Source organism: Shinella sp. AETb1-6 (assembly GCF_009826875.1).
GTDB lineage: Bacteria > Pseudomonadota > Alphaproteobacteria > Rhizobiales > Rhizobiaceae > Shinella > Shinella sumterensis.
The window spans coordinates 117818-131610 of record NZ_WUMM01000004.1; the positions used below are offsets into that span (position 1 = coordinate 117818).

The 13793-nt window shown below is 64.6% G+C and carries 14 protein-coding genes; 8 read left to right on the forward strand and 6 right to left on the reverse strand.

The genetic code is table 11. The features are described from left to right. From GR158_RS08320 to GR158_RS08350, 7 genes are all read left to right on the forward strand, one after another. Window positions 1–1902 (forward strand): potassium transporter Kup, encoded by a 1902-nt coding sequence (locus tag GR158_RS08320; RefSeq protein ID WP_160870718.1) that lies wholly within the window; start codon window positions 1–3, stop codon window positions 1900–1902. 311 nt (window positions 1903–2213) lie between these two features. Beyond that, window positions 2214–3335 carry a cell wall hydrolase gene (locus tag GR158_RS08325; protein ID WP_160870719.1) on the forward strand — a complete coding sequence of 374 codons (1122 nt, stop codon included), beginning with the start codon at window positions 2214–2216 and terminating at the stop codon, window positions 3333–3335. A gap of 265 nt (window positions 3336–3600) precedes the next feature. Beyond that, window positions 3601–3996, forward strand: coding sequence for an AtpZ/AtpI family protein (locus GR158_RS08330; RefSeq protein WP_160870720.1), 396 nt, complete (start codon window positions 3601–3603; stop codon window positions 3994–3996). A gap of 61 nt (window positions 3997–4057) precedes the next feature. Then, window positions 4058–4810, forward strand: coding sequence for a F0F1 ATP synthase subunit A (locus tag GR158_RS08335; RefSeq protein WP_134648931.1), 753 nt, complete (start codon window positions 4058–4060; stop codon window positions 4808–4810). A 67-nt stretch (window positions 4811–4877) separates the two neighbouring features. Then, a complete protein-coding gene (locus GR158_RS08340) occupies window positions 4878–5105 on the forward strand; it encodes a F0F1 ATP synthase subunit C (protein WP_117368645.1) in 228 nt (75 codons plus the stop codon). A gap of 90 nt (window positions 5106–5195) precedes the next feature. Beyond that, window positions 5196–5849, forward strand: a complete 654-nt coding sequence (locus GR158_RS08345) for a F0F1 ATP synthase subunit B (protein ID WP_134648930.1) — start codon at window positions 5196–5198, stop codon at window positions 5847–5849. Between the two features lie 10 nt (window positions 5850–5859). After that, the gene (locus tag GR158_RS08350) at window positions 5860–6345 is read left to right on the forward strand and encodes a F0F1 ATP synthase subunit B (RefSeq protein WP_160870721.1); all 486 of its coding nucleotides are present in this window, start codon (window positions 5860–5862) and stop codon (window positions 6343–6345) included. Between the two features lie 204 nt (window positions 6346–6549). Here GR158_RS08350 and GR158_RS08355 read toward each other — a convergent pair whose 3' ends face one another. Together GR158_RS08355 and GR158_RS08360 are read right to left on the reverse strand one after the other, a co-directional pair. Beyond that, window positions 6550–7200 carry a ribonuclease HII gene (locus GR158_RS08355; RefSeq protein ID WP_160870722.1) on the reverse strand — a complete coding sequence of 217 codons (651 nt, stop codon included), beginning with the start codon at window positions 7198–7200 and terminating at the stop codon, window positions 6550–6552. Window positions 7201–7409: 209 nt separating this feature from the next. After that, window positions 7410–8567, reverse strand: a complete 1158-nt coding sequence (locus GR158_RS08360; protein ID WP_160870723.1) for a PA0069 family radical SAM protein — start codon at window positions 8565–8567, stop codon at window positions 7410–7412. Window positions 8568–8737: 170 nt separating this feature from the next. Here GR158_RS08360 and GR158_RS08365 point away from each other — a divergent pair, with 170 nt between their 5' ends. After that, complete coding sequence (locus GR158_RS08365) at window positions 8738–9274, forward strand: glycosyl transferase (protein WP_160870724.1); 537 nt, start codon at window positions 8738–8740, stop codon at window positions 9272–9274. Between the two features lie 6 nt (window positions 9275–9280). Here GR158_RS08365 and moaB read toward each other — a convergent pair whose 3' ends face one another. From moaB to GR158_RS08385, 4 genes are all read right to left on the reverse strand, one after another. Further along, complete coding sequence (gene moaB / locus GR158_RS08370; RefSeq protein WP_134648925.1) at window positions 9281–9829, reverse strand: molybdenum cofactor biosynthesis protein B; 549 nt, start codon at window positions 9827–9829, stop codon at window positions 9281–9283. Beyond that, window positions 9816–10712, reverse strand: a complete 897-nt coding sequence (locus GR158_RS08375) for a 4-(cytidine 5'-diphospho)-2-C-methyl-D-erythritol kinase (RefSeq protein WP_160870725.1) — start codon at window positions 10710–10712, stop codon at window positions 9816–9818. Before GR158_RS08375 ends, moaB begins: the two co-directional genes overlap by 14 nt. 4 nt (window positions 10713–10716) lie before the next feature. Continuing rightward, complete coding sequence (locus tag GR158_RS08380; protein ID WP_160870726.1) at window positions 10717–12570, reverse strand: tetratricopeptide repeat protein; 1854 nt, start codon at window positions 12568–12570, stop codon at window positions 10717–10719. 165 nt (window positions 12571–12735) lie between these two features. Beyond that, the gene (locus tag GR158_RS08385; RefSeq protein ID WP_160870727.1) at window positions 12736–13752 is read right to left on the reverse strand and encodes a polyprenyl synthetase family protein; all 1017 of its coding nucleotides are present in this window, start codon (window positions 13750–13752) and stop codon (window positions 12736–12738) included. Window positions 13753–13793 lie beyond the last annotated feature (41 nt).

Consider the following 13793-nt stretch of genomic DNA (forward strand, 5'->3'; position numbering starts at 1 on the left):
ATGCACGCAAGTACCGGCAGCGCAGCGCATCCTGAAAGCCGCCCGCGCGCAATGTTTCTTCTGGCGCTCGGCTCGGTCGGCGTCGTCTATGGCGATATCGGCACCAGCCCGCTCTACGCCTTCCGCGAAGCGCTGCGGCCGGTTTCCGGCGATGGCCTCGTGCGCGAGGAGGTGATCGGCCTCATCTCGCTGATGATCTGGACGCTGACGATCATCGTCACCATCAAATACGTACTCTTCCTGCTGCGCGCCGACAACCACGGCGAAGGCGGAACGCTGTCGCTGCTGGCACTCTTGATGAAGACGGCCGGCAAGCACGCGCCCATCCTCTTCTTCATGGGCGCGGCCGGCGCGGCGCTCTTCATCGGCGACGCCATGATCACGCCGGCGCTGTCGGTGCTGTCGGCCGTCGAGGGCCTGACGCTCGTAACACCCGCTTTCGGCGATTATGTCGTGCCCATATCGGTGGTCATCCTGGTGCTGCTCTTTGCCGTGCAGTCGCTCGGCACCGCCGCCGTCTCGAAATTCTTCGGGCCGATCACCGCCATATGGTTCATTGTGCTGGGTCTCGGCGGCATCACGCATATTTCCGATGATCTCGGGATTCTCGCGGCCTTCAATCCCTATTACGCGGTGCATTTCATGGCGACGGAGGGCTATCTCGGCCTCGTCGTTCTGGGTGCGGTCTTCCTGACGGTCACCGGGGCCGAAGCGCTTTATGCCGATCTCGGCCATTTCGGCCGCCGGCCCATTCAGTGGGCGTGGTTCTGCCTGGTCTTCCCGGCGCTCACCCTGAATTATCTCGGGCAGGGCGCGCTGGTGCTGGCCCGGCCGGAAACGGTTTCCAACCCGTTCTTCCTGATGTTCCCGAAATGGGCGCTGCTGCCGGTGGTCATCCTCGCCACGGCTGCCACGATCATCGCCAGCCAGGCGGTCATCACCGGCGCCTTCTCGCTCACCCGCCAGGCCATCCATCTTGGCTTCCTGCCGCGTATGGAGATCTTCCACACATCCGAGACGCAGACCGGGCAGATCTACCTGCCGGCGGTCAACACCGTCCTGCTGCTCGGCGTCATGCTGCTGGTCTTCCTCTTCGGCTCTTCCGAATCGCTCGCCACCGCCTACGGCATCTCCGTGACCGGCGCGATGGTCGTGACGACGGTGCTCGCCTTCGAATTCCTGCGTGCACGCTGGCACTGGAAGCCTCTCACCGCTGCCATGGTGCTTCTGCCGCTCTTCCTGCTGGAGTTGACCTTCCTCGGCGCGAACCTGCTCAAGATCCATGACGGCGGCTACGTCCCGGTCGCCATCGCCGCCGGTGTGGTGGTGATCATGTGGACGTGGACGCGCGGCACACGCATCCTGCGTGACAAGACGCGCCGCATCGAGGTGCCGATGTCGGCCTTCGTGAAGTCGCTGGAAAAGCACAGCACGCATGCCCCCGTGCAGGTTCCCGGCACGGCGATCTTCCTGACGAGCGACCCGGATTTCGCCCCCGCGGCCCTGTTGCACAACATCAAGCACAACCACGTCCTGCACGAGCAGAACTTCGTGCTGACCATCACGACGGCCAACAAGCCGCGCGTGGCTCCGGCCGACCGCTTTACCGTGGAGCGCATCTCCGAGCGCTTCTCGCGCATCGAGATGCGCTTCGGCTTCATGGAAACGCAGAACGTCTCGCAGGCGCTCGGCGTGATGCGCAAGGCGGGGCACAAGTTCGACATCATGTCGACCTCGTTCTACCTCGGCCGCCGCAAGCTGGTGCCCGATGCGCAGTCCGGCATGCCCATGTGGCAGGACCGCCTGTTCATCGCCCTGGCCGACCTCGCCACCGACCCTTCCGACTATTTCCGCCTGCCGACGAATCGCGTGGTGGAACTCGGCTCGCACGTCGTCATTTGAGCCGCCGGTCGGCCATATTCGCGACCTTCTGACAAAAACGTGAAGGGGAGGCCCGTGCCTCCCCCCAACCATTTATCAGCATTAACCAACCATCAAGGTTAATGCTTCATTTTACCCTGACAGCGAGCCGCTTCGGGCCCGTGCCTCGGCGCGGCTTGGCTCCCATACAAAAATATCCGGGCAGCAAGGCACGCCGGTCGTTCATCGGCGCGGTCGCCCGTACATGCGTGCGGAGTAGTCAGTTGCGTAAGCGTAACATTCGTCATGCCGGGGCAGGCCGCTTCTTCGACTATCTGAAGCGGGAATGGAAAATGCCTTTGGCCCTGGCCGCCGGCCTCGTCGCCAGCGTGCCGACCCAGGCCGCGCATACCGACCTTGCCACCTATCTGGCGGGGCTCAACCGCAAGGGCGGCAACCAGAACATGGTGCTCACCCGTTCGCCCGCCGGCTCGGTGCATGAAATCGAAATCTCCTTTGCCGATGCGATGATCACCGGCGGCGTCGAGAGCGGGGCGGGTGTCGACCTGCCCGATGGCGGCAAGGCGGCGCTGCGCAGCGAACACAAGGGCCAGGGTGGCATTCCCGACGAGGACCGCATCAACCGCCGCGACAAGAAGGGCCGTATCGTCGCGGTGATGCCGGTCAGCCCGCCGAAGGACTTCACCGCCGGCTCGATCCTGGAACGCACGTCCTCGCTTCTGTCGCCGGTCTTCAACGACGGTCAGCGCATGGTCTTCGCGCGGGCCGACATTCGCGGCAAGGAAATCCAGATCGCCACGGCCTTCTACAAGAAGACGCCGGTCCGCAAGAACCCGGGCGTATCGCCCGTCATCGCCGATCTCGTCACCAGCGACAAGGCCGATATCCTCGCGACCGCCTATGCCCGCGTCGAGCCGGATTATGCGCGGGAATCGCCCTTCGATTCGATCCTGAAGCCGAAGGACGAGACCGGCCGCTTCATCCCGGAAATCGCGCCGGAGGATCATGCCTGGGCCGCGACCGCGCTGCCGCCGGGCGTCTTCACCGAGAAGGAACAGAAGTGCCTGGCGGAGGGCGTCTATTTCGAAGCGCGCGGCGAAGAGCTGAAGGGCCAGGCCGCCGTTGCCCAGGTCATCCTCAACCGCGTGCGCAATCCCGCCTATCCCGATACGATCTGCGGCGTGGTCTACCAGAACCAGAACTGGCGCAACCGCTGCCAGTTCTCCTTCGCCTGCGACGGTATTCCCGATCTCATCCTGTCGCCCTGGCACTGGAAGACGGCCAAGGAAATCGCCATGGCGGTCACGGCCGGCAAGATCTGGATCGACGAGGTCGGCTCCTCGACCCACTATCACGCCACCTACGTCAAGCCGCCGTGGGGCCGGACCATGCAGCGCGTGGCAAAGATCGGCAAGCACATCTTCTACCGCACCTATGGCGGTGGCTGGAGCTGAGCCCGCTGGCTGCTGTGGTGAGTCCGCGCCACAGCGCAGGCGATTCCCGGGACAGAGAGTCGCGCTTCCCGTGAACTTCCGATCAATCCATTGATTTTATTATATATATTTGCTGCGGCGCAAAGCTCCGCCACGCCTTGACTATGCCGGCACCTAAAACTATGTTGCGCCCGACTTCGAAAGGGGTCGGATATGGCTTGAATCCTAGCCTTCAATATGTCCGCATTGGGGCGAACGCCTCATCGGAAGCAAGCAGGAGGATGCCATGGCCGACGATCAAAAGGGAAGTCTGGAAGACCGGCTGAAGCGGCTCGACGCGGAACTCGCGGACAAGCGCAAGTCAGACGGGGCGGAAGAAGCCGCCGAGGCGAGGGCAGCTGCGAGCCGTTCAGGCTATGCGGTCGCCATGAAGCTCTCGAGCGAGTTCGTCGCTGCCGTGATCGTCGGGGCGCTTCTGGGCTATCTTTTGGACCATTTTGCGGGTACAGGGCCGTGGGGAATGATCGTATTCCTCCTTCTCGGCTTCGGTGCCGGCGTTCTGAACGTCATGCGCGCCGCCGGCATGGTGGCTTCGCCCCATCCGGTCGACAGGCTGGCCGGGCGGCAGCCCGGCAAGGCCGGCGGCGGACGGGACGAGACCGATAAGAAGGACGGCGTCTGACGACGCGGTCCGCATAGTGGGTGACTTCCGTCGCAAGGCGGGCAAGCGAGAGAGATAAGCGGTGTCCAACGATCCGACCCATCAGTTCCTGGTCAACAAGATTGTTCCGATCGAAATCGGCGGTATCGATTTCTCGTTCACCAATGCCTCGCTGTTCATGGTCGCCACCGTCGCGGCCGGCATCGGCTTCCTCTATTTCACCACCGGCCAGCGCGGCCTGGTGCCGAGCCGCATGCAGTCGGTCTCGGAAATGTCCTACGAGTTCATCGCCTCGATGCTGAGGGAAGGGGCGGGCAGCCACGGGATGAAGTTCTTCCCGTTCGTCTTCTCGCTCTTCATGTTCGTGCTGACGGCAAACATGCTCGGCATGGTGCCGTACTTCTTCACCGTCACGAGCCAGATCATCGTCACCTTCGCGCTGGCCATGCTCGTCATCGGCACGGTCGTGGTCTACGGCTTCTACAAGCACGGCTTCGGCTTCCTCAAGCTCTTCGTGCCGTCGGGTGTTCCCGGTGCGCTTCTTCCGCTGGTCATCTCGATCGAGGTCATCTCGTTCCTCTCGCGTCCGATCAGCCTCTCGATCCGTCTCTTCGCAAACATGCTGGCGGGTCACATCACGCTGAAGGTCTTCGCAGGCTTCGTCACCTCGCTCAGCGCGCTTGGCGCCGTCGGCGTCGCCGGTGCGATCCTGCCCCTTCTCATGACCGTCGCCCTGACCGGTCTCGAATTCCTCGTGTCGTTCCTGCAGGCCTATGTCTTCGCAGTTCTGACATGCATGTACCTCAACGATGCCGTGCATCCGGGTGGTCACTAGGGAATAAAGTCGTCGGTGCCTCCGGGCGCCGCTCACAAGCCGCAACAACCCATTCAAGGAGTTCAACATGGAAGCGGAAGCAGCAAAGTACATCGGCGCAGGTCTTGCCACGTTCGGTCTCGCCGGCACGGCTCTCGGCCTCGGCAACATCTTCGGCAACTACCTGGCCGGCGCTCTGCGCAACCCGTCTGCTGCTGACAGCCAGTTCGGCCGTCTCGTATTCGGCTTCGCCGTTACGGAAGCTCTGGGCATCTTCTCGCTGCTCATCGCTCTCCTTCTCCTCTTCGCCGTCTGATATCGGCTGAGGACTGGACCATGGCCCGCAAGGGCCGTGGTCCATCGTACGTTCCGTACATGATCTGAGAGTGCCCCCCTGGAGGTCAGCATGTCTGTGACCTTGGCATCGGCCGAGTCCACCCCCTTCGAAATCGCCCAGGCGGAAACTCCTGCGGATACGCATGAGACCCCTGCGGATACGCATGCGGCTCAGCCGGCAGGCGAAGTGCACACCGAAACGGGTGTTGCCCATGGCGGCGAGCACGCTTCCGGCGTCTTCCCCCCGTTCGACCAGACCACGTTCGCATCGCAGCTCCTTTGGCTCGCGATCACGTTCGGTCTCTTCTACCTTCTCATGTCGAAGGTCGTCATTCCGCGCATCGGCGGCATCCTGGAGACGCGTCACGACCGCATCGCGCAGGATCTCGACGAAGCGTCCCGCCTGAAGGCGGAAGCCGACGCAGCGATCGCTTCCTACGAACAGGAACTCGCCGCGGCCCGCGCCAAGGGCAACGCGATCGCCGCGACAGCGCGCGACGAAGCCAAGGCCAAGGCCGACGCCGAGCGCGCCAAGATCGAAGCCTCGCTGCAGGACAAGATCGCCGGTGCGGAAACGCGCATCGCCGAAATCAAGGCCAAGGCGCTTGCCGATGTCGGCACGATCGCCGAGGAAACGACCGCAGCCGTCGTCGAACAGCTGATCGGTGCCAAGGCCAGCAAGGCCGAGATCGCTTCGGCCGTGAAGTCGGCAGCGGGCGAATAAGGAGGATACCATGGCATTCGACGCAACATTCTATGCCTTTGTCGGCCTCCTGCTGTTCCTTGCCCTCATCGCCTATCTCAAGGTTCCGGGCATGATGGGCAAGGCTCTCGACGCCCGCGCCGAGAAGATCCAGAACGAGCTGGCGGAAGCCAAGCGTCTTCGCGAGGAAGCCCAGCACCTGCTCGCCGAATACCAGCGCAAGCGCAAGGATGCCGAGGCGGAAGCCGCAAGCATCGTCGCGGCCGCTGAACGCGAAGCCAGCGCGCTGACCGCCGACGCCAAGCAGAAGACCGAGGAATACGTCACCCGCCGCACGGCGCTCTCCGAGCAGAAGATCAAGCAGGCGGAAGCCGACGCGATCAATGCCGTGCGGGCCGCCGCCGTCGACCTGGCCGTCGCGGCCGCCGAGAAGGTCATCGCCGCCAAGGCCGATGCCGCAACCGGCAACGCCCTCTTCAACAACGCGATCAGCGAAGTGAAGAGCCGCCTCAACTGAGGCCGCCATCACCGATGTCTTAGAAAAGGCCGGAGCGATCCGGCCTTTTTTGCGTCCGGCCTGTGCCGAGCCTCGATCTGTGCTGGGCCTCGATGCTGGCAGGCAGACGCGAAATCTTCGCACCTCTGCCGGATGGCAGCCAAGCGTACGCGCGTCGAGATATCCGCCCGGAGCGGATGATCGGCGTCTGGACGGAGGGGCGGATCACTCCTTGCGCAGTGGACGAAAACTCATGCGGTGGAGGCGGCAGGGGCCGATCGATTCGATGGCGGTGCGGTGCACCTGTGTCGCGTAACCGGCATGCACGGCAAAGCCGTATCCCGGATAGGTTTCTTCCGCGCGCGCCATCATCCTGTCGCGCATCACCTTGGCGACGATCGATGCGGCCGAGATCGAAACGGAAAGCGCATCCCCCTTGATGACGGCGCGGCCCTCGCAGGCAAGGCCGGGCGGCACGTCGCGGCCGTCCGTCAGCACCAGTTTCGGCGCCACTTCGAGGCCTGCGACGGCGCGGCGCATGGCATCGAGGCTCGCCTTGCGGATGTCGATCGTATCGATGCGCCGCGAGGAGCTGGAGGCGACGGATACGAAGGCGGTTTCCATGATACGGGCGAACAGCATTTCGCGCCTGGCGGCGCTCAACTGCTTGGAATCGTGAAGACCCTCGGGAATGTTGTCCGGATCGAGCACCACAGCAGCCGCGACGACGGGCCCGGCGAGAGGCCCGCGCCCGGCCTCGTCCGTGCCGGCGACCGGCCAGAGGCCGCGCTTTCTCGCCGCCATTTCCATCGAGAAATCGGGCCCTTCGGGCATATCGAAAAGAAGGCGGGAATCGGAGGATGTGCTCTTGGCCATGCGGGGACCTTGCACATCCGTCCGATTCCCTGCAAGTCCTCCGACAGGGGCGGCGGTCGGAGGAACACCCGGCGCGTCCAGGGGATGACGCTACCGGAAGAGGTTTTGCAAGATCTGCACCGGCGCGGCGCGGATCTCACACATTCAGTTCAAGAGCACGATGCCTGTCCCGGTGACATCGAATCCGTGCGCGCGTCGCGCTGGCACCATCACAGCAAGGACAACTGCACGCCGCTGCCCGAGGGCGGAACGAACTGGTCGCCGGAGAGGTTGCGGCGCGTCCGCGTCAGCTCCAGCCGCTTGCTGGCCATCTCGAAGCGCCGGGCGATCTGCCACGCATAGGGGCCGGCGCCTTTCATGCGCTTGCCGAATTCCGCGTCGTAATCCTTGCCGTCGCGCATGGAGCGCACGAGCGACATGACGTGGCGGTAGCGGTCCGGGTAGTTGCGCAGCAGCCATTCGCGGAAGAGGGGGCTCACCTCCAGCGGAAGGCGCAGGAGAACATAGCTCGCCTCCATCGCCCCTGCCGCCTTGCCCGAATCGAGCACCTTCTCGATCTCGTGGTCGTTGAGGCCGGGAATGATCGGCGCCATCATGATGGCGGTCGGAATGCCGGCATCGGAGAGCGCGCGGATTGCTTCCAGCCGGCGTGACGGGGTCGCCGCGCGCGGTTCCATGGTGCGGGCGAGCTTGCGGTCGAGCGTCGTCACCGACATGCCGACCCAGGCAAGGCCACGGGCGGCCATGCGGGCGAGAATGTCGATGTCGCGCATGACGAGCGCCGACTTGGTGACGATCGACACCGGATGGTTGGCCTTGTCGAGCACTTCGAGGATCTGGCGCATGATGCGCCATTCCTTCTCGATGGGCTGGTAGGGATCGGTATTGGTGCCGATGGCGATGACACGCGGCTTGTAGCCGGGCTTGGACAATTCCCGTTCGAGCAGCTTCGGCGCATCCGGCTTGGCGAAGAGCTTCGCCTCGAAGTCGAGGCCGGCGGACAGACCCATGAAGGCGTGGGTGGGCCGCGCAAAGCAATAGATGCAGCCATGCTCACAGCCGCGATAGGGATTGATCGAGCGGTCGAAGGGAATATCCGGCGATTCGTTGCGGGTGATGATGGTGCGCGGCTTCTCGACCTGGACTTCGGTGCGGAAGGGCGGAAGCTCCTCCAGCGTCTGCCAGCCGTCGTCGAAGCTCTCCCGCGTCACCGGCTCGAAGCGGCCGGTGAAGTTGAGCCCTGCGCCCCGGCCGCGCCGGCGTTCTCCATCGACGCGCATGCCCGTATCAGCCAGCAGCGCTTCGGCAACATCCTTCGTATGGCCGGGCGCAAGGGCGCCCTGCCTGAGGTTTGCAAGATCGTTCATGGCTATCTCCGGCGGAGCATCTCGCCCCGGTTCAATGACTATATTCCTATAATCGAAACGAGAACAATGCAAGAACAAAATCGCACCCGCTAACCATATCGCCTAACCATGCGGCGATGTGCCGGCCTTGCAACGGTGGAAATTGATGCTGCGATGCGGTAGGGAGATATATGCTGACGATCATCATCGAATGCCGGGACAACGAGGCCGAGCTTGCACAGACGCTGTCGGCGCTCGTGCCGGGCGCGGTCGAGGGAGTCGTGCGGGAGGTGGTCGTGCTCGATCACGGCTCGCGCGACGGTTCCGCCCGCGTGGCCGATGCCGCAGGGTGCCGGTTTCTCACCAGCTGGGACATGAAGGATGTGGTGCGCGCGGCGCGCGGCGACTGGCTGCTCCTGCTCGAGCCCGGGGCGCGGCCGATGACCGGCTGGGTCGATGCCATCGTCGACCATGTCTCGGTCAGTGCCGGCCCGGCGCGGTTCACCGGCTCGCGCAATCACCGCAGGCCGTTCCTGAAACGCTTCGGGCGCCGCGCCTCACCGCTCGAGCAGGGCTATCTCGTCAGCAAGCGGCAGGCAGCGGCCGCCGTGCGCACGGGCATGTCCCTGTCCGACATCGCAAAGGGCACCAAGACCTTTTCGCTCGTTGCCGAGATCGTGCCCGCCTGGGCGATCAAGGCGATCCGCGCGCAGCTGGTGGCGGGCTGAGGCGGTTCAGCCGGCCGAGCGCTTCAGGTGCTCGTCGAGACGCGGCATGATTTCCACGAAATTGCAGGGCATGTGCCTGTAGTCGAGCTGCGCCTTGAGGATGCCGTCCCAGGCGTCCTTGCAGGCGCCGGGCGAGCCGGGCAGCACGAAGATGAAGGTGGCGTTGGTGACGCCGCCCGTCGCACGCGACTGGATCGTGGAGGTGCCGATCTTGTCGTAGGAGATGCGGTGGAAGACCTCCGAAAAGCCGTCCATGCGTTTCTCGAAGATCGGCTCCAGCGCCTCCGGCGTCACGTCGCGGCCGGTAAAGCCCGTGCCGCCGGTGGTGATGACGACGTCGACCGCATCGTCGCGCGTCCAGGCTTCGACCTGCGTGCGGATGGCGGCGATATCGTCGGGCACGATGGCGCGGGCGACGAGCCGGTGGCCGGCCTCGGCGATTCGCGCGACCAGTGTATCCCCGGACCGGTCGGTCTCGGGCGTGCGGGTATCCGAGACGGTCAACACCGCGATACCGACCGGAATGAACGGTCTCGTCTCGTCAAGGCGTGCCATCGTGTCCCTCCAGCGTGCGGGTGGCGGTGATGAACCAGTCGGGGTGTTGCTGCTTCAGCGAAGCCGCCGCCGCCTCGGCCATCGCGTCCGAACTGTATAGCGCGAAGCAGGAGGCGCCGGAACCGGACATGCGCACCACGCGTGCATCCGTCGCGGCGAGACCGTCCGCGAGTTCGCCGATCTGTGGGCACAGGCCTCGGGCTGGCGGCTCCAGGTCGTTGCGCAGGCCGGCTATGGCATCCAGCCAGTGAACGGACGCATCCCGCAGAACGAGCGGCGCATTCCGCTTGGAGGCGAGGGCACGGAACACGGCCGGCGTCGACACGCCGACGAGCGGATTGGCCAGCACCATGGAGAGCGCGGGAAGCGCCACGGGCGTGATGTCCTCGCCGATGCCGCGCGCCAGCAAAGGCCGGCCGGCAAGGCACATAGGCACATCCGCGCCGAGCCCGATGGCGATGGCGTCGAGCCGGTCGCCCGGCAGGTCCGCCTGCCACAGGCCAAGCAGGCCGCGCAGCGTCGCGGCGGCATCCGCCGAGCCGCCGCCGATACCGGAAGCGATGGGCAGGTTCTTTTCCAGATGGATATGCACGGGCGGGGCAGATTGCCCGGTTGTTTCCAGCGCCGCACGCAGGCGGTCCCGCGCGCGGGTAACGAGATTGTCATTCTCGGCCGCAAGCGTAGCGGAAAAGCGGCCGGAGAGCGTGAAGCGGTCTTCTTCGGCCGGCGACAGCGCGATGCGGTCGCCGAAGGCGGTGAAGGTCACCAGGCTGTCGAGGAGATGATAGCCGTCCCCGCGCTCGCCGACCACGTGCAGCGCGAGGTTGATCTTGGCGGGCGCCGCTTCGATAACGGCAAAGCCCGAAAGGGTGTCGCCGGGCATGCGGTCAGGACTTGCGGTCCACGGCTTTTTCTTCCGGCGCGATCTTCTGCGCGGGCTTGTCTTCCTTCGCCTCGGCCGAGGCCGGGTCGGAAGGCTTGATATCGGCCAGACCGTTTTCGATCTTGTCCTTGATCTTGACGATCTCCGCGTCTTCCGGCTTCAGCCCGAGCGCGCGGTTCCACTGGAAGGTCGCTTCCAGCTTGCGGCCGACGCGCCAGTAGGCGTCGCCGAGGTGATCGTTGATCGTGGGATCGCCGGCCTTCAGCTCCGCGGCGCGCTCCAGTTCCGCGACGGCGTCGTCGAAGCGGCCGAGGCGATAATAGGCCCAGCCGAGCGAATCGACGATATAGCCGTCATCGGGCTTGAGGCTCACCGCCTTGCGGATCATGTCCAGGCCCTCGTCGAGGTTCCGGTTCATGTCTACCCAGGAATAGCCGAGATAGTTCAGCACCTGCGGCTGGTCGGGGTTCAGCTCCAGCGCCTTGCGGAAATTCGGCTCCGCCTTGTCCCATTCCTTCAGGCGCTCATAGGCAATGCCGCGCTGGAAGAAGACGCTCCAGTGATTGCGCGTCGGGACCGAGCCGATGACACCCACGGCCTTGTCGTAAAGCGTGGCCATCGCGCGATAGTCCTTGGCGTCGGACAGGACGCTGCCGAGCGCGAGATAGCTGCGCAGGTCGGCCGGATCGGCATCGATCAGTTCCTGGAGGTGCTTCTTGGCCTCTTCCACCTTGCCCGTGTCGGCGAGGTTGAGGCCGAGCTGCAATTCGGAAATGCGGCGCATCGGCGATTTCTCGGGCACGGCCCGGTAATAGTCGATGGCGATGTCGGGCTTCTTCTGGTTTTCGGCAATGCCGCCGAGAAGCACCAGAACGTCGTCGCTGTCAGGATCGAGCGCACGGGCGGCCTGGAGATAGAGCGCGACGATGTCTTCGGCCCCGTCGCGGTTCAGTGCGCCGCCGATGGAAAAGAGCACGGCGGCCGCGCCCTGAGCGGCGGTGCGGACCTGCTGGTCCTGCTTTTCGCCGGCCTCGATGCTCTGGCGCAGCGCCTTCAGCGGCGCATAGCTGGTGACGAAGCCGTCGCCGACCGAGATGGCGTCGAGCGCCTTCTGCTTGTTGCCGTCGCGGGCTTCCAGACGGGCCAGCGCCATGACGGCGCGAATGAAGGTGTCGGGTGCCGCACCCGCGCCGTTGCGGTCGAGGATCGCCTCGTTGAGGCGCGCGCGCGCGGTCGCCTTGTCACCCGCAGCGGCGGCGAGCGCGCCGGCATGGTAGTTCTTGAAGATGGCGAGCCATTCCGGCCCCTGCATGCCGGTGATGAGCTTGAGCGCCTCCTTCGGCTTGCCGTCGCCGTACTTGGCCCAGGCGAGCAGGAGGTCGTTCATCATGCGGTCGAGATCGTTCGGCCCCTTGTAGGCGAGGATCTTTTCCGCCGACTTGTATTCGCGCTTGCGGATCGCCTCCATGCCGCGCACGGTCGAGGTGATGCGCTCGACGGCCGGGTCGTTCTTCAGCGTGTCCGCCAGCTTGACGCCCTCGGCAAAGTCGCCGCTCATCAAAAGCGTGACCATCAGGCGTTGCTTGACGTCGTTGTTCGTCGGATCGAACTGCAGCGCGATCTTGTAGAGTTTGACGGCGGTGGTGTAATCCTTGTCGAAATCCGCGGTGCGGGCGGCCAGGAAGGCGCCGGCGAAGGTGTTGACGCTCAGCGGATCGAACGGCGTCTCATCGGCTGCCTCGGTAGCGGGCTTGTCCTGCGCATAAGCGGCCAACGGACCGGCCACGGGGCCGGCAAGCGTGATGCTGGCAGCAATCGCCACGCCGGAAAGAAGCCGAAGAAGGAAGAAATGCCGCATCAAAATGCCTTTCACCGGAAGGTATGAAGGTCGCCCCGGCGCCCAGCGCGGCACGTCCCGCCACGATGGCGCCCAAATCAGTCATGGACTCATGACGGCAGAGAATGGCTTTTTTGGCGCGGCGCGGCAAGATAATCCTGCCACGCCGGATTTGGCCGAATGCGGTCAGCTCACGCGGGCGATCGAGAAGTCGATGACTTCGAGCAGTGCGTCCTTCCAGGGGCTTGCCGGAAGGGGGGCGAGCGCATCGCGGGCGATCATGCCGTAATGCTGCGCGCGCGCGATCGTGTCCGTCAGGCCGCCATAGCGGGTGATGAGGCCGAACGCGCGCTCCAGATTGGCGTCGTCGCTCTTGCCGCCCTCGATCGCCTCGCGCCAGAAGGCGCGGTCTTCGGCCGTGCCCCGACGCCAGGCCAGGATGACCGGCAGCGTGATCTTGCCCTCGCGGAAATCGTCGCCGGTGTTCTTGCCCAGGTCCGCGGCCTTGCCGCCATAATCGAGCGCGTCGTCGACCAGCTGGAAGGCGAGGCCGAGATTCATGCCGTAGGACTTCAGCGCGTTGCGCTCGGCCTTGCCGGTATTGGCGATGATCGGACCCACTTCGGCGGCGGCGGCGAACAGCGCGGCCGTCTTGGCGCGGATCACTTCGAGATAGTCGTCCTCGGTCGTCTCCATGTTCTTGGCGACGGATAGCTGGAGAACCTCGCCCTCGGCGATCACGGTGGCGGCGGTCGAGAGAACATCCAGTGCCTCGAGAGACCCCACCTCGACCATCATCTTGAAGGCCTGGCCGAGCAGGAAGTCGCCGACGAGCACGCTCGCCTGGTTGCCCCAGATCATGCGGGCGGTGGATTTTCCGCGGCGCAGGTCGCTTTCGTCGACCACGTCGTCATGCAGTAGCGTGGCGGTGTGCATGAACTCGACGCTGGTCGCGAGCTTGACGTGATGGTCGCCGCCATAGCCGAACATGGAGGCCGCTGCGAGCGTCAGCATCGGGCGCAGGCGCTTGCCGCCGGAGGAAATGAGGTGGTTTGCGACCTCGGGGATCATCTGCACGTCGGAACCGGCTTTCGACAGGATGAGCTGGTTCACCCGTTCCATGTCGGCTTTTGTAAGGTCGACGAGCGGCTTCACCGATGCCTGTTTGTTTTTGCCTTCTTCAAGCGGTATCACGACGCCCAAATGCCCGGACTCCTGTTCATTTTTGTTGAAAGACAATAGAA

Coding starts and splice junctions, on each gene's coding strand:
- GR158_RS08360 (WP_160870723.1), bottom strand. CDS start 8,567: ATGAACGATCTTGCAAACCTCAGGCAGGGCGCCCTTGCGCCCGGCCAT.
- GR158_RS08345 (WP_134648930.1), top strand. CDS start 5,196: ATGTCTGTGACCTTGGCATCGGCCGAGTCCACCCCCTTCGAAATCGCC.
- GR158_RS08375 (WP_160870725.1), bottom strand. CDS start 10,712: ATGCCCGGCGACACCCTTTCGGGCTTTGCCGTTATCGAAGCGGCGCCC.
- GR158_RS08320 (WP_160870718.1), top strand. CDS start 1: ATGCACGCAAGTACCGGCAGCGCAGCGCATCCTGAAAGCCGCCCGCGC.
- GR158_RS08365 (WP_160870724.1), top strand. CDS start 8,738: ATGCTGACGATCATCATCGAATGCCGGGACAACGAGGCCGAGCTTGCA.
- GR158_RS08350 (WP_160870721.1), top strand. CDS start 5,860: ATGGCATTCGACGCAACATTCTATGCCTTTGTCGGCCTCCTGCTGTTC.
- GR158_RS08340 (WP_117368645.1), top strand. CDS start 4,878: ATGGAAGCGGAAGCAGCAAAGTACATCGGCGCAGGTCTTGCCACGTTC.
- GR158_RS08325 (WP_160870719.1), top strand. CDS start 2,214: ATGCCTTTGGCCCTGGCCGCCGGCCTCGTCGCCAGCGTGCCGACCCAG.
- GR158_RS08330 (WP_160870720.1), top strand. CDS start 3,601: ATGGCCGACGATCAAAAGGGAAGTCTGGAAGACCGGCTGAAGCGGCTC.
- GR158_RS08355 (WP_160870722.1), bottom strand. CDS start 7,200: ATGGCCAAGAGCACATCCTCCGATTCCCGCCTTCTTTTCGATATGCCC.
- GR158_RS08380 (WP_160870726.1), bottom strand. CDS start 12,570: ATGCGGCATTTCTTCCTTCTTCGGCTTCTTTCCGGCGTGGCGATTGCT.
- moaB (WP_134648925.1), bottom strand. CDS start 9,829: ATGGCACGCCTTGACGAGACGAGACCGTTCATTCCGGTCGGTATCGCG.